16 protein-coding genes, 1 other RNA gene and 1 pseudogene are annotated in these 17,196 nt (G+C 73.1%); 12 read left to right on the forward strand and 6 right to left on the reverse strand.

Annotated elements, in window-relative coordinates; translation table 11 throughout:
* Positions 1 to 55: 55 nt before the first annotated feature.
* A complete protein-coding gene (locus WIS52_RS18120) occupies positions 56 to 1,429 on the reverse strand; it encodes an SLC13 family permease (protein WP_349299459.1) in 1,374 nt (457 codons plus the stop codon).
* A 214-nt stretch (positions 1,430 to 1,643) separates the two neighbouring features.
* Between WIS52_RS18120 and WIS52_RS18125 the strand changes: the two genes are divergently transcribed.
* From WIS52_RS18125 to rnpB, 4 genes are all read left to right on the forward strand, one after another.
* Positions 1,644 to 2,603 carry a bile acid:sodium symporter family protein gene (locus WIS52_RS18125; protein WP_349299460.1) on the forward strand — a complete coding sequence of 320 codons (960 nt, stop codon included), beginning with the start codon at positions 1,644 to 1,646 and terminating at the stop codon, positions 2,601 to 2,603.
* Between the two features lie 315 nt (positions 2,604 to 2,918).
* Positions 2,919 to 3,158, forward strand: coding sequence for a hypothetical protein (locus WIS52_RS18130; protein ID WP_349299461.1), 240 nt, complete (start codon positions 2,919 to 2,921; stop codon positions 3,156 to 3,158).
* Between the two features lie 80 nt (positions 3,159 to 3,238).
* Positions 3,239 to 4,690, forward strand: coding sequence for a protein adenylyltransferase SelO (locus WIS52_RS18135; RefSeq protein WP_349299462.1), 1,452 nt, complete (start codon positions 3,239 to 3,241; stop codon positions 4,688 to 4,690).
* 163 nt (positions 4,691 to 4,853) lie between these two features.
* Positions 4,854 to 5,271: RNase P RNA component class A (gene rnpB, locus WIS52_RS18140), an RNA gene on the forward strand.
* A 15-nt stretch (positions 5,272 to 5,286) separates the two neighbouring features.
* On the opposite strand, the gene WIS52_RS18145 is transcribed toward rnpB, so the two are convergent.
* On the reverse strand, positions 5,287 to 5,706 hold the full coding sequence (locus tag WIS52_RS18145) for a hypothetical protein (protein WP_349299463.1): 420 nt from the start codon (positions 5,704 to 5,706) through the stop codon (positions 5,287 to 5,289).
* 258 nt (positions 5,707 to 5,964) lie between these two features.
* On the opposite strand from WIS52_RS18145, the pseudogene WIS52_RS31715 reads away from it, so the two are divergent.
* Positions 5,965 to 6,153: pseudogene (locus WIS52_RS31715) on the forward strand (GNAT family N-acetyltransferase); the annotation flags it as partial.
* Between the two features lie 112 nt (positions 6,154 to 6,265).
* Here WIS52_RS31715 and WIS52_RS18150 read toward each other — a convergent pair.
* Positions 6,266 to 7,048 carry a DUF899 family protein gene (locus WIS52_RS18150; protein WP_349299464.1) on the reverse strand — a complete coding sequence of 261 codons (783 nt, stop codon included), beginning with the start codon at positions 7,046 to 7,048 and terminating at the stop codon, positions 6,266 to 6,268.
* A 253-nt stretch (positions 7,049 to 7,301) separates the two neighbouring features.
* On the opposite strand from WIS52_RS18150, the gene WIS52_RS18155 reads away from it, so the two are divergent.
* From WIS52_RS18155 to WIS52_RS18165, 3 genes are read left to right on the forward strand one after another with little or no spacing between them, the layout of a single operon-like run.
* Positions 7,302 to 9,017, forward strand: a complete 1,716-nt coding sequence (locus WIS52_RS18155; RefSeq protein WP_349299465.1) for a carbon starvation CstA family protein — start codon at positions 7,302 to 7,304, stop codon at positions 9,015 to 9,017.
* Positions 9,001 to 9,294, forward strand: a complete 294-nt coding sequence (locus WIS52_RS18160; RefSeq protein ID WP_349299466.1) for a cory-CC-star protein — start codon at positions 9,001 to 9,003, stop codon at positions 9,292 to 9,294. The genes WIS52_RS18155 and WIS52_RS18160 overlap by 17 nt, the downstream gene beginning before the upstream one ends.
* On the forward strand, positions 9,285 to 10,268 hold the full coding sequence (locus WIS52_RS18165) for an ArsA family ATPase (RefSeq protein ID WP_349299467.1): 984 nt from the start codon (positions 9,285 to 9,287) through the stop codon (positions 10,266 to 10,268). The genes WIS52_RS18160 and WIS52_RS18165 overlap by 10 nt, the downstream gene beginning before the upstream one ends.
* A 47-nt stretch (positions 10,269 to 10,315) precedes the next feature.
* On the opposite strand, the gene WIS52_RS18170 is transcribed toward WIS52_RS18165, so the two are convergent.
* Entirely contained in the window at positions 10,316 to 10,723 is a 408-nt protein-coding gene (locus WIS52_RS18170) for an SRPBCC family protein (protein ID WP_349299468.1), read from the reverse strand.
* A 120-nt stretch (positions 10,724 to 10,843) separates the two neighbouring features.
* Between WIS52_RS18170 and WIS52_RS18175 the strand changes: the two genes are divergently transcribed.
* The 3 genes from WIS52_RS18175 to WIS52_RS18185 all read left to right on the forward strand — a co-directional run bounded on the left by WIS52_RS18175 (position 10,844) and on the right by WIS52_RS18185 (position 12,343).
* Positions 10,844 to 11,140, forward strand: coding sequence for an FMN-binding negative transcriptional regulator (locus WIS52_RS18175; RefSeq protein ID WP_349299469.1), 297 nt, complete (start codon positions 10,844 to 10,846; stop codon positions 11,138 to 11,140).
* A gap of 31 nt (positions 11,141 to 11,171) precedes the next feature.
* Positions 11,172 to 11,822 carry an MOSC domain-containing protein gene (locus WIS52_RS18180; RefSeq protein ID WP_349299470.1) on the forward strand — a complete coding sequence of 217 codons (651 nt, stop codon included), beginning with the start codon at positions 11,172 to 11,174 and terminating at the stop codon, positions 11,820 to 11,822.
* Between the two features lie 71 nt (positions 11,823 to 11,893).
* Entirely contained in the window at positions 11,894 to 12,343 is a 450-nt protein-coding gene (locus WIS52_RS18185; protein WP_349299471.1) for a tetratricopeptide repeat protein, read from the forward strand.
* 46 nt (positions 12,344 to 12,389) lie between these two features.
* On the opposite strand, the gene secD is transcribed toward WIS52_RS18185, so the two are convergent.
* Positions 12,390 to 14,684, reverse strand: a complete 2,295-nt coding sequence (secD, locus tag WIS52_RS18190; RefSeq protein WP_349299472.1) for a protein translocase subunit SecD — start codon at positions 14,682 to 14,684, stop codon at positions 12,390 to 12,392.
* Between the two features lie 71 nt (positions 14,685 to 14,755).
* Positions 14,756 to 15,136, reverse strand: a complete 381-nt coding sequence (locus WIS52_RS18195) for a hypothetical protein (RefSeq protein ID WP_349299473.1) — start codon at positions 15,134 to 15,136, stop codon at positions 14,756 to 14,758.
* A 166-nt stretch (positions 15,137 to 15,302) separates the two neighbouring features.
* On the opposite strand from WIS52_RS18195, the gene htpG reads away from it, so the two are divergent.
* Positions 15,303 to 17,180 carry a molecular chaperone HtpG gene (gene htpG / locus WIS52_RS18200; RefSeq protein ID WP_349299474.1) on the forward strand — a complete coding sequence of 626 codons (1,878 nt, stop codon included), beginning with the start codon at positions 15,303 to 15,305 and terminating at the stop codon, positions 17,178 to 17,180.
* The last annotated feature ends 16 nt before the right edge of the window (positions 17,181 to 17,196 follow it).

A 17,196-nucleotide genomic window follows, 5' to 3' on the forward strand; every position in this document is an offset into this window, starting at 1 on the left:
GGGACGGGGTCGATGCGCGTTCCGCGGAACCTGCGGGACCGAGCCACACGGCTCGTCAGGCGGCCAGCGCGAGGCCCGCCCAGAGCGCGACGGTCGCGGCGACCAGCCCGAGCGGCACCGTGAGCACCCCCAGCCCGACGAACGTCCCCAGCCGGGGCGGCTCGCCGTGCCCGGTCGCGATCCGCCGCCACAGCAGTGTCGCCAGGGACCCGGCGTAGGTCAGGTTTGGGCCGATGTTGACCCCGAGCAGCACCGCCAGCACCAGCCCCGCGGCCGGGCTCGGCCCGAGCGCGGTGAGCAGCACCAGGGTCGCCGGCAGGTTGTTGACCAGGTTCGCCAGCACGGCGGCGATCGCCGCGGTGAGGAGCAGGCCCGCCAGATCCGGGGTGTCGGGCAGGAGCGCGCCGAGCCACCCGGCCAGGCCTTGCCCGCTGAGCCCGGCGACGACCACGCCCAGGGCCGCCACGAACAGGCAGAACCCCGGCGACGCGGCCGCGACCAGCCGGAGCGGCCCGGTCTCCCGGCGCGCGAGTGCCCGCACCGCCAGTACGGCGGCGCCCGCGGCCGCGATCCAGCCCGGGCCGATGCCCAGCGCCGACGAGGCGCCGAACCCGACGAGGGTCAGCGCGAGGACCGTCAGCGCGAACCGCGGTGCGGGCGTCCCGGTAGCGGTCCCCGCATCCAGCCCCCGCGCGTCGTCCGCAGCGAGGGTTGCGTCGGACTCGCTGTCCGCGCCCCGGTCGGCGCGCGACGTCGCCTCGGCCGATCGGTCGGCGGCGACCTGGGTGCGACCGTCACGACCGCCGCTCCCGACCGCGGAGCCCCGCAGCTCCCGGGCGAAGAACCAGCGCAGCACCAGGAACTCGACGACGATCACCGCCACCCACGGCGCCGCCATCAGCCCGGCGAAGCCCAGGAAGCTCAGCCCGGACGCCGAGAACGCCAGCAGGTTGGTCAGGTTCGACACCGGCAGCAGTCCGGACGCCGAGTTCGACAGGTGCGCGCAGGCGTAGGAGTGCGGCCGCGCGGGCAGCCGCAGCCGCGCCGCGGTCGCCAGCACCACCGGCGTCAGCAGCACCACGGTCGCGTCCAGGCTCAGCACCGCCGTCGTCCCGGCGGCCGCGGCGAACACCAGCACCAGCAGGCGTCGCGGGGACCCGGCCGAGGCCGATCCCAGCAGCGCGCCCAGCCAGCGGAACACGCCCTCGGCGTCGGCGAGGTGGCCGAGCAGCAGGATCGCGGCGAGGAACCCGATCGTCGGCGCGAGCTCGGCGACCTCGCCCCACGCCCCGGCCGGGGTGACCAGCCCGGCGAGCACCGCGATCGCGGCGGCCGGTACCGCGACGACCGCCTCCGGCAACCCGAACGGGCGCAGCGTCGCCGCCGCCAGCACCGCGGCCAGCAGCGCGACCGCGAGCACGAGGCTCACCGCAGCGGCGCCCGGGGGCAGCGGTCGATCAGGCGGTGCTCGATCACGGATCGACCGTATCGGCATGCCATCGTCCCGCCATTCGGACGCCCGGTTTGCGTCGACGGTGGTGTCCGGTGCGAAGGTCCGGGCGAGTGCGGGCTGTCGAACGTGCACCGTCGGTGCCGCGACGGGCATGTGCTCGGCCGGTTCGACGTCGCGAAGGAGCTCGGAGATGGATCGGGTGCAGGCGATCGGTGACGTGGTGGGTCGCTGGTTCGCGGTGATCGTGGTGGCGGCCGGTGGAATGGCGCTCGCCGTACCGGGGCCGTTCGCGGGCTGGAGCTCCGCGGTGCCCTGGCTGCTAGCGTTGATCATGCTCGGGATGGGCATGACGCTGCGCCCGGTCGACTTCGCCTACATCGCCAGGCGGCCGGTGGCGTTCGCGATCGGGATCGCCGCCCAGTACGTCGTCATGCCCGGGCTCGGATGGCTGCTGACCCAGATCTTCAGCCTCCCGCCGGAGATCGCCGTGGGCGTGATCCTCGTGGCGTGCGCGCCCGGCGGGACGGCGTCGAACGTGATGGTGTTCCTCGCCCGCGGCGACGTCGCGCTGTCGGTGGCCATGACCTCGGTGTCCACCCTGCTCGCCCCGCTGCTGACGCCGGCGCTGGTGCTGCTGCTCGCCGGGCAGTTCCTCCCGGTCGCACCGGGCAGCCTGTTCCTGTCGATCGTGCAGATCGTGCTGATCCCGGTGGTGCTCGGATTCCTGCTGCGCCGGTTCGCCGGTGCGGCCGTCGACCGGGTGATCCCCGCCCTGCCGCTGTTCTCGGTCGTCGGCATCACCACCGTCGTGATGATCATCGTCGCGGGGAGCGCGGACGCCCTGCTCGCCGCCGGGCTGGTGATCCTCGCCGTCGTCGCGCTGCACAACGTCGCCGGGCTGGCGCTGGGCTACGTCGCCGCCCGGGCCTGCGGACTCGACGTGGCCGCCCGCCGGGCGATCTCGATCGAGGTCGGCATGCAGAACTCCGGGCTCGCCGCCACCCTCGGGACCGTCCACTTCGGTCCGGCGGCCGCGCTGCCCGGAGCCTTGTTCTCCGTGTGGCACAACGTGTCCGGCTCGATCGTGGCCGGATACTGGTCCCGGCGGCCGGCGACGACCGCACCGGCCGAACAGACGACCCGGGACTGACGGGACCCAGCGCCCCGGGGCGCGGCGGACACCGTTGTGCGCCGCGCCTCGGCACTTGCCGGTGTGACCCGGCTCCCGACGTCACCACACCGGCCACGGCCGACCCTCGCACGCCGGGGCGATGGCGGATCTTCCGCTTTCCTGACATTGCGGCCGCAATTCGACGGGCGGTTTCCGGTGGCTCGCATAACATTCCGCACCGGATTCCGCGAGACGTTTCCCCACAATTAAGTACCGTGTCGCGGACACCGTAACGCCGGGCCGGCCCCGGTCGTAGACACGACCGGGATCGAGCGCGACCGATGAGTGGAGAACATGGCCGACCAGCACGACCGCCTGTCCGTGCCGACCTGTCGCGGGGTGGTGCGCACCCCTCCCGGCCCCCTCATGCACTCGCGGCTCCCGCGGTCCCGCGGTGACGTCTCCGGCTGGACCGTCGCGGCCGTCTCCGGGGCGCTCGTCGTCGGCCTGCTGGTCGGCGCCGTCCTCAGCACGCCGGCGATACCGATGCAGGACGCCCCCCGCGTCGTCCCGGCCCTCAGCGCGACCGGCTGAGCGCGACCGGCTGAGCCGGCCGGGTACCCGCGGCCCCGGCGTGCCGGGCCTTTCCCGGACCCGGCTCGTAGCCTGGACCCATGACCGCTGCCGCCGACGTCGCGTTCGAGAACACCTTCGTCCGCGACCTGGAAGGCCTCTACCTGCCGTGGGACGCCGCCCCGGCGCCCGAACCGCGGCTGGTGCTGCTCGACGAGGCACTCGCCGTCGACCTGGGCCTGGACCCGGCCTGGCTCCGCACCGCCGAGGGTCTCGGGCTGCTGACCGGCACCGCCCCGCCCGAGTCCGCGACGACGGTCGCGCAGGCCTACGCCGGACACCAGTTCGGCGGGTACTCGCCGCGCCTCGGCGACGGCCGCGCACTGCTGGTCGGCGAGCTCGTCGCCCCCGACGGGCAGCGCCGTGACCTGCACCTGAAGGGATCCGGCCGGACTCCGTTCGCCCGCGGCGGCGACGGCAAGGCCCCGCTCGCGCCGATGCTGCGCGAGTACCTGGTCTCCGAGGCGATGCACGCGCTCGGCGTGCCCACCACCCGGTCGCTGGCCGTCGTCGCGACCGGGGAGTTCGTGATGCGCGAGCGGGGGCCGGAGCCGGGCGCGATCCTGGCCCGGACGGCGTCGAGCCACCTGCGGGTGGGCACGTTCCAGTTCGCCGCCGCGACCGGGGACCGCGACGTGCTCCGCCGGCTGGCCGACTACGCGATCGCCCGCCACCACCCGTCCTGCGCCGACGCCGACAACCCCTACCTGGAGCTGTTCCGGCGGGTCGTCGACGCCCAGGCCGCCCTGATCGCCCGCTGGATGCACCTCGGGTTCGTGCACGGCGTGATGAACACCGACAACATGACGATCTCCGGCGAGACCATCGACTACGGCCCCTGCGCCTTCCTCGACGCGCACGACCCGGCCGCCGTCTACAGCTCGATCGACTCCGGTGGCCGGTACGCCTACGGCAACCAGCCCGGCATCGCCCAGTGGAACCTGGCCCGCTTCGCGGAGGCGCTCGTCCCGCTGCTCGACGACGACCAGGACGTCGCGGTCCGCGAGGCGACCGGCGTCCTGGAGGGGTTCGCCGACGCCTACCTCGCCGCCCGTGACGCCGGTTACCGACGCAAACTCGGCCTCCCCGACGGCCTGGACGCCGCTCCGCTGCTCACCGACCTGGCCGCCCTGCTGGCCGAGGCCAAGCCCGACCACACGCTGTTCTTCCGGCGGCTGTCCGACGCCGCGCGCGGGGACGCCGGTCCGGTGCGGGACCTCGTCGACGACCCGTCGGTGGTCGACGGCTGGCTGGAGTCGTGGCGCGCCGCGGGCCCGGACCCGGAGGTGATGGACCGGGTCAACCCGATCTACATCCCGCGCAACCACCTCGTCGAGGAGGCGCTGACGGCCGCCGTGGCGGGGGACCTGGAGCCGGTCCAGTGGATGCTGCAGGTGCTGGCCCGCCCCTTCGACGAGCGGGAGGGCTACGAGCGGTTCGCACAGCCACCCGGCCCGGGCACGGCCCCGTTCGTGACCTTCTGCGGGACCTGAGCCGCACCGGACGTTCCGCCGCTCGGCCGGCCTCGACGGATCCGCGCCGAGTTGCAGACCTGGGCGATTTGCCGATCTTCGGAGAGCCCTGAGCTGCATCTCGGTGGGGGAGAGGTGGCGCCGTCGGCGCTCGGCGGGCCATGACTACACTCGTCTGCGCGGACGAGTCGGTCGGGCGACCGCGTCGGGGTCCCGGTTCCCGCCGGGGTCTCGCCGAGGAAAGTCCGGACTCCAACAGGGCAGGGTGGTTGTCAACGGCAACCCGGGGCGACCCGCGGGACAGTGCCACAGAGAACAGACCGCCTCCGGGCTCGCTCGGAGGTAAGGGTGAAACGGTGGTGTAAGAGACCACCAGCACCCCGGGTGACCGGGGTGGCTCGGTAAACCCCACCCGGAGCAAGGTCGAGAGGCCGCGCCTCCTCAGGGAGACGTGGCTGCGCAGGCGTTCGAGGGCTGCCCGCCCGAGCCTGCGGGTGGACCGCTGGAGCCTGCCGGCGACGGCAGGCCGAGATGGATGGTCGCCGAACGGAGCACCGCGAGGTGCCCGGGAACAGGATCCGGCTTACAGACCGGCTCGTCCGCCCCCGTTCCCACGATCAGCTCTCGCCGTGGGCCAGGCGCCGCAGGTACGCGGCCAGCTGCGCGAGGTGGCTCCGCAGCTCGGTGTCGGTGAGGGTGTCGAGCGCGCTGAGCAGGGTCTCCGCGATCAGAGCTCGCTCGTGGGCGAGCGCAGCCCGGCCGTCCTCGGAGGTCACCTCCGGCGGCGCCGGCAGTGGGGTCCTGCCCGGGTCCCGCCGGGGCTTCTCCTCCCCGGCCTTGTGCGACTCGAGGATCTGCCGGAAGCAGAGGAACCACATCGCCCGGTACCGCGGCGGCACCGGCGGGATGCCGTCCCACTCGAGCATCGTCGACGCGAGGCGGGTGGCGCGGCGGCCGAGGTCGTCGACGAGGTCCTGGCCACCGAGCTCCCTCGCCTCGCCCGTCAGGGCGTTCTCCTCGTCCGGGGTGAGGGTCACGGGAGCGAGCGGCTCTCGTCGCGGGGGGCCGGAACGTAGACGCACATGTCGACATCATCCGTGCACCGGCAGCGCCGGGGGCCGCCGATACCCAGAGTTGACGACGCCCCGGTCACGGACGAGGCCCGCAGCTCGCATCCCGTTCTGGTCCGGGCTCCGAGATGCCGGAGGATCGCCGAGATGAGCCCCGTCCGACGTCCGGAGCCGCCCGGTCACTCCGTCACCATCCGGTTGGCGCGCCCCGCCGACGCCTCCGCGATGGCCGGAGTGTGGCTGCGGTCCTTCGCCGCGGCCCTGCCCACGGTGCGGCGCGCCCACTCGGACCCCGCGGTCCGGGCGTGGTTCGCCTCCACAGTGGTCCCGGACCACGACTGCTGGGTCGCCGTCGCCGACGGGACCGTCGTCGGCCTGCTGGCACTCGGGCCCGGCGCGGTCGAACAGCTCTACCTGGAACCGGCCTGGCGTGGCCACCGGATCGGCGATCGCTTCGTCGAGACGGCCAAGCAGGCACGGCCGGCGGGCTCGAGCTCGGGACCTTCCAGGTCAACGCTGCGCGCTCTCAGCCCTCCGGCCCCGGCCGGCCGAGGGTGGTCTCGGGCGTCGCGCCGGGGCGGGTCCACTGCGGCACCGGCCGTCCGGTGGGGCCCCAGGTGCCGTTCCCGTCCGCGTCGGTGCGCCAGAACCAGCCCGCGACCTCGCCCTCCGGCCAGCCCTCGGGATCGTCCTCCCAGGCCTCGCCGCGGCCGTAGGCCGTCATGTCCAGCAGACCGGCGGAGCCGTTGACCCGCTCGGTGCCCCGGCCGGTCGTGGAGTAGGTGAGGAACACCCGGTCGCCGTCGCGCAGGAAGCTACAGAGGTAGCCCATCTCGCCGCCGACCGGCTCCGGCAGGTCCTTCACCGAGTACCAGGGTTCGGTGTAGCCCATGAACGCGACGTACGGGGCGACCTCGTCCCACGCGCCGACGGTCAGGACGGCGTACGACACCCCGCGGGCGTTGAGGTAGACCGCGTCCTTCATGTGCCAGACCGTGGTGGTGCAGCCCTCGCACTGGCCCTGGTGCGGTACACCGTCCCACCACATGTGCTTGTAGACGACGAGCTCGTCCCGGCCCTGGAACAGGTCCAGGAACGGCACCGGGCCGTCGGGGCCGACGACCTCGACGGTCCCGTCCAACTCCACCATCGGCAGGCGTCGGCGGGCCGCGGCGAGGGCGTCGCCGGCGCGGGTGTGGGCCTTCTCGTGGGCGAGGAGCTCGTCCCGGGCGGCCTGCCAGGTGGCGAGGTCGACGACGGGCGGGCGGCCGGTCCGCGTGGTCGCGGGCGTGTCCGGCGTGGCGGTCATGGTGTCCTCCAGGGTCTCGTACCCGGTGCGACGTGTGCGGGCGCACCGATATCCGACTCCGGCCCCGGCCGGAACTCATCGCCGCGCGCGGGTGCGCCGTCGAGCCGGCCCGTCCGCTGCGCTCGCCCGGTGCACGATCCGGTCACAGTTGTGTCTGATTCGCCCCGGCGTGGGTCGATTCGACCGTCCTGCCGGGTTAGTGTCCCTCGAACGGCGAAGAGCGGCGCAGCGCAGCGAAGCGGGGTAGGACATCGTGAACTCAGTGGTGCTCGTGGTGATCGGCCTGGCCATCATCCTCGCCGGCTACGTCCTCTACTCCCGCTATCTGTCCCAGCGGGTGTACAGGCTGAGTCCGTCGTTCCTCACGCCGTCGCGCGAGTTCAACGACGGCGTCGACTACGTGCCGACCAACAAGTTCGTCCTCTGGGGACACCACTTCACCTCGGTGGCCGGCGCGGCACCGATCGTCGGCCCGGCGGTGGCCGTGATCTGGGGCTGGCTCCCGGCGTTCCTGTGGGTCACGGTCGGCACCGTCTTCTTCGCCGGGATGCACGACCTCGGTGCCCTGTGGGCGTCGGTGCGGAACAAGGGCCGGTCCATCGGCTCGCTGTCGGGCAGCTACATCGGCGGCCGGGGGCGGAACCTGTTCCTCGTCGTCATCTTCCTGCTGCTGCTGATGGTGAACGCGGTGTTCGCCGTCGTGATCTCCAACCTGCTGGTGGCCCAGCCCACCGCGGTGATCCCGGTGTGGGGAGCCATCGTCGTCGCCGTGCTGATCGGCCAGGCGATCTACCGGATGCGCTGGAACCTGCCGCTGGTGTCGGTGGTGGGCGTCGTCGCGCTCTACTCGCTGATCCTGCTGGGCGACCGCTTCCCGATCGAGCTCCCGGACACGATCCTGGGGCTCTCGGCCGGCGCGTTCTGGATCATCGTCCTGTTCCTCTACGCCGGTGTCGCCTCCCTGCTGCCGGTGTGGATGCTGCTGCAGCCGCGCGACTACATCAACGGGCTCCAGCTGTTCATCGGCCTGGGCATCCTCTACGCCGCGATCCTGATCTCCTCGCCGACGATCGTCGCCCCGGCCTACAACGCCGACGTGCCCGAGGGCACGCCCGGTCTGGTCCCGCTGCTGTTCGTCACCATCGCCTGCGGCGCGATCTCCGGGTTCCACGGCATGGTCTCCTCCGGTACGTCCTCGAAGCAGCTCGAGAAGGAGACCGACGCCCGGTTCGTCGGGTACTTCGGTGCCGTCGGCGAGGGCATGCTGGCGCTGGGCACGATCATCGTGGTGACGGCCGGCTTCGAGACCCTGGCCGCCTGGGAGGAGACCTACTCGGCGTTCAACGAGGGCGGCGTGGTCACCTTCGTCTCCTCGGGCGGGTCGATCCTCGAGAACGGTCTCGGGCTCCCGGTGTCGCTGTCGGCGACGATCCTGGCCACGATGGCGGTGCTGTTCGCCGCGACCACGATGGACACCAGTGTCCGGCTGCAGCGCTACATCGTCGAGGAGATCGGCGCCCTGCTGGGGCGCAGGCTGAACACCACGGTGGCGACGGTGATCGTCGTCCTGTCCGGCCTGGCGCTGGCCTTCGGCGCGGACGTGTCCGGTTCCGGGCAGGGCGGCATGATCATCTGGCCGCTCTTCGGCACCACCAACCAGCTGCTGGCCGCGCTCACGCTGTCGATCATCACGGTGATGCTGGTCCGGAAGCGCCGGCCCTACCTCCCGGTGCTGCTGCCGCTGCTGTTCGTGCTGGTGATGACGGTCTACGCGCTGCTGGTGCAGGTCGTCTCGTTCTACAACGAGGGCAACTGGCTGCTCCTGGTCCTGGACATCGTCATCCTCGTCGCGGCGGTCTGGGTCGTGACCGAGGCGGCGATGGCGATCGCCCGCGCCCGCAACGAGGCCCCGGAGCCCGACGACGACGAGCTGGCGGAGGCGAACACCCGGGATGAGACCTCCGGCTGACGGCGACGGCCGGGCCGGGCTCGTCGCGCTCGGCCGCCGCGTCGCCGCGGGGCTCGAGGAGTTCTACGCCGCGCCGTACCGGCGGTCGTTCGCCCGGGCCCGGCGCGACCAGGACGACCTGTTCATGATGATGGTGCTCTCGGAGGCGCTCGGGCTGCCGAACCCGGCCGGCTTCTACACCATGGAGCTGCTCCCGGTGGTCTACGACAACTTCCACGACTGGCACCGACGGATGGGCATGGAACGCTCACCGCTGGACGACATCTCATGCTGCTAGACCTGGCCGGCCGCCGGCGCGTCCTGTTCTTCGGCGGCAAGGGCGGGGTCGGGAAGACCTCCGTCGCCTCCGCCGTCGGGCTCGCCCAGGCGCGCGCCGGGCGGAGCGTGCTCGTGGTCTCCACCGACCCGGCGCACAACCTGGGCCACCTGTGGGAGCGCACCGTCGGCCCCGAGGTCGTCGGCCTGGCCGAGAACCTCGACGGCGTCGAGATCGACCCGGAGGCGACGACCGACGAGCACCTCGCGGCGATCCGGGAGACGCTGTACTCGGTGATGCCGGAGCACCTGCGGCCCGAGGTCGACCGGTACCTGGCCCTGTCCCGGCAGTCGCCGGGCACACACGAGGCCGCCACCCTGGAACGGATCGCCGGTGTCCTGCAGATGGGGCTGGCGTCCTACGACCTGGTGGTGTTCGACACCGCACCGTCGGGCCACACGTCCCGGCTGATGGCCCTGCCGGAGATCATGGCGTCCTGGACGGAGGGGCTGCTGCGGAACCGGCGGAAGTCGGAGCGCCTCGGCGCCGCCCTGCGCGGTCTGGCCCGCGACACCGATCGGAGCACGCTCGTCGACGACCCCGCACACGATCCGCTGGTCGAGCGTGACCTGCGGATCCGGCGGACCCTGATCGCGCGCCGGGAGAAGTTCGAGAAGCTCCGCGACACGCTCACCGACGACGAGCTCACGTCGTTCGTCGTCGTGCTGACCGCCGAACGCCTGCCCGTGCTGGAGAGCCTCGAGCTGCACGGTGATCTCCGCGCGGCCGGCGTGCACGTCGGCGGGATGGTGGTGAACCGCCGCTCCCCGGGCGACGCCGGCGAGTTCCTGGCCGGGCGCCGGGAGCTCGAGGACCGGGCCGTGCGGATGCTGACCGCGGACCTGCCCGGGACGGAGGTCACGGAGCTGCCGTTGATGCCCGGTGAGCTCGTCGGCGCGGACGCGGTCGGCCGGTTCGCCGACGTTCTCGGCTGAACCGATCGGCCGAACCGCCCGGTTGAACGGCCCGGTTGAAGTGGCCGTCAGCCCGACCCGGTGACCAGCTGGGCCAGACGGTCGAGCTCGGCGTCGAGCACGGTCCGGACATCGCCCTCCGCGTCGTCGGGCGGCAACGGCACGCTCATCGTGACCTCGCAGCGGTCGCCGTCGACCGGGTCGACCCGCAGCCGGGCACCACCCGTCCGCCCGGGGGAGACCTCGCGGAGGTAGGCGACGGTGCCGCCGGCGGGGTCGACGGTGACCTGCAGGGGGAACGTCCGGCCGTCCTTCGTGACGCTCCACCCGGCGTCCGGACCTCCGTCGACGGCATCGGCGAACGCGGGCGCCCACTCGGGAATGCGCCTGGGGTCGGCCAGCACGGCGAGGACGGCCGCGGGACGGGCACCCACGACCCGGCTCGACGTGGTGGCTGCGGGCTGGGGACCGGTCATGCACCGGAGTGCCCGGCGGGTCGCAGCGGGAACCGCGTTCCGCGGAACGCGAGTGGCCTCCCGGTTTCCGTCGCGATCGGCCGTGACGCGAGGCCGATCCGGCGCGCATGACGGCCCACCGTGTACGTCCCCCGCCACTTCGCTCCCGACGACGACGCCGTCCGCGCCCTGCTGTCCCGGCCCGGCGCCGCGGACCTGGTCACCGACGGCCCGGACGGGCCCGAGGCGACCCTGCTGCCGTTCCTGCACGACTTCTACGTCACCCCCGCCTGGTACGCGAAGTTCAAGCTGAGCCAGAACCGGCCGGCCGCCGACGTCGACGGCGTGCTGGCCGGGCTGCGGGCGGCCGGCGAGCGGGCCGACGCCGACCTGGTCGAGGCGCACCGGCGCGGCCCGGGCGGTCCGGACACGACGTGAGGTCCGGGCCGCCCGGGGATACCGTGGCGAGATGGGTGCCGGACCCCACGTGGAGGCGGTCAACGTCGGCGGAGCGACCCCGGTCGCGGCCAAGTCGGGCCGCACCGGGATCGACAAGCGTCCCGTCGACGGCCCGGTGCGCGTCGAGGCGCCCGGGCCCGGCGGCAGCGGGCTGGCCGGGGACGCGATCGTCGACGCCCGCCACCACGGCGGTGGCGACAAGGCCGTCTACGCGTACGCCCGTGAGGACCTCGACCGCTGGGCGGCGACGCTCGGACGGGTCGCGCCCGGCACGTTCGGCGAGAACCTCACGCTGTCCGGTGTGGACGTCACGGGGGCGCGGATCGGGGAGCGCTGGCGGGTCGGGCGGTCGCTGGTGCTGCAGGTGACGCTGCCGCGCGTGCCGTGCGCGACGTTCTCCGCACACCTCGGCCGGGAGCGCTGGATCGACACCTTCACCCGGGCCGCGCTGCCCGGCGCCTACCTGCGCGTCGTCGAGCCGGGGGAGGTGCGGGCCGGTGACCCGGTCGTCGTCGTGCAGCGGCCGGAGCACGACGTCACGGTCGGGCTCGCGTTCCGCGCCCTGACCGGCGAGCCGGAACTGCTGCCACGGCTGCTGGACGCGCCCGAACTGCCCGGCGACCTGCGGGAGAACGTGTCGCGGCGGGTCGGGGCGGGATAGCACCCGCCCGAGAATGTCGGACCCCTCCGGCACGCTCCGCCGCGAGCGTCGAGCCCCGGAGGAGGATCACGATGACCGGACCGTACGACGACCCCGTCATGGCGGAGATCGGCACGGCAGTTGAGCTCGGTCACGGCGGCGACCGGGCGGGCGCCCGGTCGCGGTTCGACCGGATCCGGGAGGACCTCGGCGACGACGGGGACCCGTTCCTCCGCTGCGTCCTCGCCCACTACGCCGCGGACGTGCAGGACGACCCGCACGCCGAGCTGCGCTGGGACGCCGAGGCGCTGGCCGCGGCGACCGAGGTGACCGGGAACGAGGCGGTCGCCGGGTTCTACCCGTCCCTGCACCTCAACCTGGCCGACGTGCACCGGCGGCTGGGCCACGACGACGAGGCACTCCTGCACCTGCGGCGGGCGCGTGAGCACGTGGGTGTGCTCACCGACGACGGCTACGGCCGGATGATCCGGAACGGGATCGAGCGCTGCGGCGAACGGCTGGGCGCCGATGTGCGCGACTGATCCGCCGGGCGGAGAGCACGGGGCTCCACGCCCGGCGGACGCCGGCTCAGACGACGGCGCCGTCACCGTTGCGCGTGCGTGCCCGGTCCTGCCGGGACGGGTTGCGCCGCCCCGCCTTGCCGACCGGCTGCTTCGACGAGCTCGCCTTCGGCACCCCGCCCCAGCGGCGCTGCAACAGGATCGCCACCGGACCGGCGACCACGATCGTCGAGATCGTGCCCACCACGATGCCGATGATCAGTGCCAGCGCGAAGTCCGCCAGCGTCGCACCGCCCAGCACCAGCAGCATCACCAGGATCACCAGCGTCGAGACACCGGTGTTCACCGTCCGCGGCAGGGTCGAGAGCACCGCCGAGCCCACCACGCGGTGGAACGGTTCCTTCGCGCGCTGGGTCCAGTGCTCGCGCACCCGGTCGAACACCACCACCGTGTCGTTGACCGAGTAGCCGATGACGGTCAGCAGCGCCGCCAGGAACACCCCGTCCGCGGTCCGGCCGGTCCAGGCGAACACCCCGACCACGACCAGCACGTTGGTGAACAGCGCGGCCACCGCACCCGCACCGAGGGTCCAGCGGAACCGGAACGCCAGGTAGGCGAACTGCGCGGCCAGCGCCACGACCAGCGCGATCAGCCCGCCGCGGGCCAGCTCGGCGCCCAGGCTCGGCCCGATCATCTCGTCGCGCAGCGTCTCGGCACCGCCACCGACCTCGGCGACGGCCTGGCGCAGCGCCTGCACGTCGGTGTCGCTGAGCTCCCCGGCCCGCACCCCGATCGCGCCGTCGCCGGTGGTCTGCACCGCGAGGTTGCCGAAGCCGGCGTTGTCGAGGGCGACCCGCGCCTGGTCGGCGTCGATCTCGTTGGTGGTGGTGAACTCGACCAGCCGGCCGCCGGTGAACTCCACGCCCAGCTCGAGGCCGCGGACCAGCAGCCCGCTGACCGCGACCACCAGGACGACGGCGGCGACGCCGAGGACCCGCGCCGGGCGGACCAGGAACCCGGGGTCGCGGGCCTCGAGCTTGCGCCGGATCGGGCCGATCGCCGCGATACCGGTGATCCTCGGCCGGCGGCGCACCGCGGGGATCTTCAGCACGGCGAGGGTGAGCAGCCGGGACAGCACCAGTGCCGAGAACAGCGAGACCACGACACCGATGACCAGCGTGACACCGAACCCGCGGACCGGTCCGCTGGCGAGGCCGAACAGCAGCACCGCGGCGAGCAGCGAGGTCACCGCCACGTCGCCGATCGCCGACACCGAGAACTTGTAGCCGTTCTCCGAGGCGCGTTCCAGGCGTGGCTTGAGTGCGTACTCCTCGCGCGAGCGTTCGGCGATCAGCACGTTCGCGTCGACCGCCATGCCGACGGCCAGCACGAACGCGGCCAGGCCCGGCAGGGTCAGCGTCGCCCCGAGCCCGGTCTGCACCGAGTAGGCGATCAACGCGTAACCGCCGAGCGCGACGACGGCGACCAGGCCGACCAGGCGGTAGACCACGATCAGGAACGCGCCGGCCAGCGCCGAACCGATGATCGCGGCCAGCGCGCTGGCCTCGATCGCGTCCGCGCCGAGCGTCGGCCCGACGGTCCGCTGCTCGATGATCTCGACCGGCACCGGCAGCGCGCCGCCCTCGATCAGGATCGCGAGCTCGGAGGCCTGCTCGGGGCCGAAGTTGCCGCTGATCGAGGTCTGGCCACCGGTGATCCCGACGTTGCAGGCCACCGACTCGTTGACCTGCGGCGAGGAGATGACGTCGGAGTCGAGCACGATCGCGACCCGGCGCTGCGGGTCACCGGACGGCGCGCAGGCGGCCTGCGCGGTGAGCGCCTGCCAGCGCTGTGCGCCCTCACCGGCGAAGTTGATGTTGACCAGGTGCCCGACACCCTGCGGGTCCGGGCCGGACTGCGCGGAGTCGACCTGGTCACCGGCGATGGCGGGCGGCCCGAGCTGCAGCGGCTGACCCTCCTCGTCGGCGAGGTCGGCGCCGTCCGGAGCACCCACGCCCAGCACCGGGTGCATGGTCAGCTGCGCGGTCCGGCCGAGCACCTCGGCGGCCTCGGTCGGGTCGGTGAGACCCGGCAGCTCGACGATGATCCGGTTCTCACCCGAGCGGGCGAGGGTCGGCTCGGCGACACCGAGCGAGTCGACCCGGCCGCGCAGGACCTCGAGGGTGCGGTCGGTCGCCTCGGCGTCGGCGACGACCTCGTCGGTGTCGCTGGTCTCGAGCACGATCTGGGTGCCGCCGCGCAGGTCCAGGCCCAGGGTGGGGGCGGTGGTCAGCGCGACGGTGGTGGACAGGGCGAGGACGACGAACGCCAACAGCGCGCGCCACAGGACGGGTCTCTGCACGGGGTTCCTCGGGGGAGCCGTCCCTCACGAAGGGACGGGAGACGAGCGGGGGCGGGGTCGGAGCGCGGGGCTCAGACCGCAGGCGGCCCCCGCGGATCCGCCGGGACGCCGTGCCCGGGATCGGGGCCACCGGCCGTCCCGCCACCGTGCCGCGGGCCGTCGTCGACCGCCGTCGGGACCTGGGGGGACGGCAGCTCGGGGAGCAGCACGTCGAGTGCCGGGCCGGGAGGCCCGTCGAGGGGCGCACCGTCCCCGGGGCCGCCGTGGCCGGACCGGCTCGCCTGGACCGCGTGCGGCCCGGCGGCCACCGGGACGACCTCGCTGCCGATCGCCGAGGGCGACTCGGGTGCCGCCGCGGCGACCGCGGGACCGGTCGCCGGTGCGAGGACCGCGAGCAGCGCGACCAGCAACGCGACGACCGCGTGCCGGGCCGGCAGCAGGGGGAGTCGCACGAGGGGGTCCGTCCGGATCAGCAGGGGGATGGTGCGGGCACGACGGTACCGGCGACCCCGGAGGGCACCGGGGAGGGGCGCCGCGGGCGCTGCCCGGGCACGGCACAATCGCCGAGGTCGGACCACGCAGTACGGCGGACCAGGCAGTACAGGGAGAGGGAGAGACGTGAGCACGGAGACGATCGAGTTCCAGGCAGAGGCGCGTCAGCTGCTCCGGCTGATGATCCACTCGATCTACTCGAACAAGGACGTGTTCCTCCGGGAACTGATCTCCAACGCCTCCGACGCGCTGGACAAGGTCCGGCTCGCCGCCTATCAGGACAAGGAGCTGGGCGCCGAGACCGACGACCTGCACATCGAGCTCGTCCCGGACCCCGAGGCCCGGACGCTGACCGTGCGCGACAACGGGATCGGCATGACCCGCGACGAGGTCGTCGAGCTGATCGGCACCATCGCCAAGTCCGGCACCGCCGAGCTGCTCGCACAGCTGCGCGACGCCGGGGACGGCGAGGCCGCGCAGCTGATCGGCCAGTTCGGGGTCGGGTTCTACTCGTCGTTCATGGTCGCCGACCGGGTCGAGCTGACCACCCGCAGGGCAGGGACCGACGCCGGCGTGCGCTGGGAGTCCGACGGCGAGGGCTCCTACACGATCGAGCCGGCCGACGACGCCCCGCAGGGCACCTCGGTCACGCTGCACCTGAAGGCGTCCGACGCCGAGGACCAGATGCACGACTACGCCGACCGCAACGTCCTGCGGCGGATCGTGAAGACCTACTCCGACTTCATCACCTGGCCCGTGCGCCTGGCGGGCGAGCCCCCGGCCGAGGGCGAGGAGATGACCGAGCCCGAGACCCTCAACTCGATGAAGGCGCTCTGGGCCCGGCCCCAGAAGGACGTCTCCGACGAGGAGTACGCCGAGTTCTACCGGCACGTCAGCCACGACTGGCAGGAGCCGCTGGAGACGATCCGGCTCGCCGCCGAGGGCACCTTCGAGTACCAGGCGCTGCTGTTCCTGCCGCAGGTCGCGCCGATGGACCTGCACATGCGCGACGCCCGCCGCGGCGTCCAGCTCTACGTGCGCCGGGTGTTCATCATGGACGACTGCGAGGCGCTCGTCCCCGAGTACCTGCGGTTCGTCAAGGGCGTCGTGGACGCCGCCGACCTGTCGCTGAACGTCTCCCGGGAGATCCTCCAGCAGGACCGGCAGATCTCGGCGATCCGGCGCCGGCTGGTCAAGAAGGTGCTCGCCACGATCGGGACGCTGCGCGACGAGAAGCCCGAGGCCTACGCCACCTTCTGGGACCAGTTCGGTCGCGCGCTCAAGGAGGGCCTGCTCTCCGACGCCGACAACCGGGAGACGATCCTCGGCGTCTCGTCGTTCGCCTCCACGCACGGCGACGAGCCGACCGGCCTGGCCGCCTACCGCGAGCGGATGCGTGAGGGCCAGGAGGCGATCTACTACATGACCGGCGACTCGCGCACCGCGATCGAGGCCTCGCCGCACATGGAGGCGTTCCGGGACAAGGGCTACGAGGTCCTGCTGCTCACCGACCCGGTCGACGAGGTGTGGGTCGACGGCGTCGAGGGTTTCGAGGGCACCCCGTTCCGGTCGATCGCCAAGGGCCAGGTCGACCTGCAGACCGACGAGGAGAAGGAGAAGGCGGGCGAGCAGGCGACCGAGTTCGCCGCGCTCTGCGAGTGGATGACCGGCGTGCTCGACGACGACGTCAAGGAGGTCCGGCTGTCGTCGCGGCTCACCACCTCGCCGGCCGTGCTCGTCGGTGACGAGTTCGACATGACCCCCACCCTGGAGAAGATGTACCGGGCGATGGGGCAGGAGCCGCCGAAGGTCAAGCGGATCCTGGAGCTCAACCCGTCCCACCCGCTGGTGACCGGGCTGCGCGAGGCGCAGGCCGCGGGCAGGGACGAGAGCGAGACCGCGGAGCTGCTGCACGGCATGGCGCTGCTCGCCGAGGGCGGCGAGCTCGGCGACCCGGCCCGGTTCGTGGGTCTGCTCGCCGGGCGGCTGGAGCGCACGCTGTAGGACCACCGGCGGCCCC

The sequence above is a fragment of the Pseudonocardia nematodicida genome (assembly GCF_040105385.1).
GTDB lineage: Bacteria > Actinomycetota > Actinomycetes > Mycobacteriales > Pseudonocardiaceae > Pseudonocardia > Pseudonocardia nematodicida.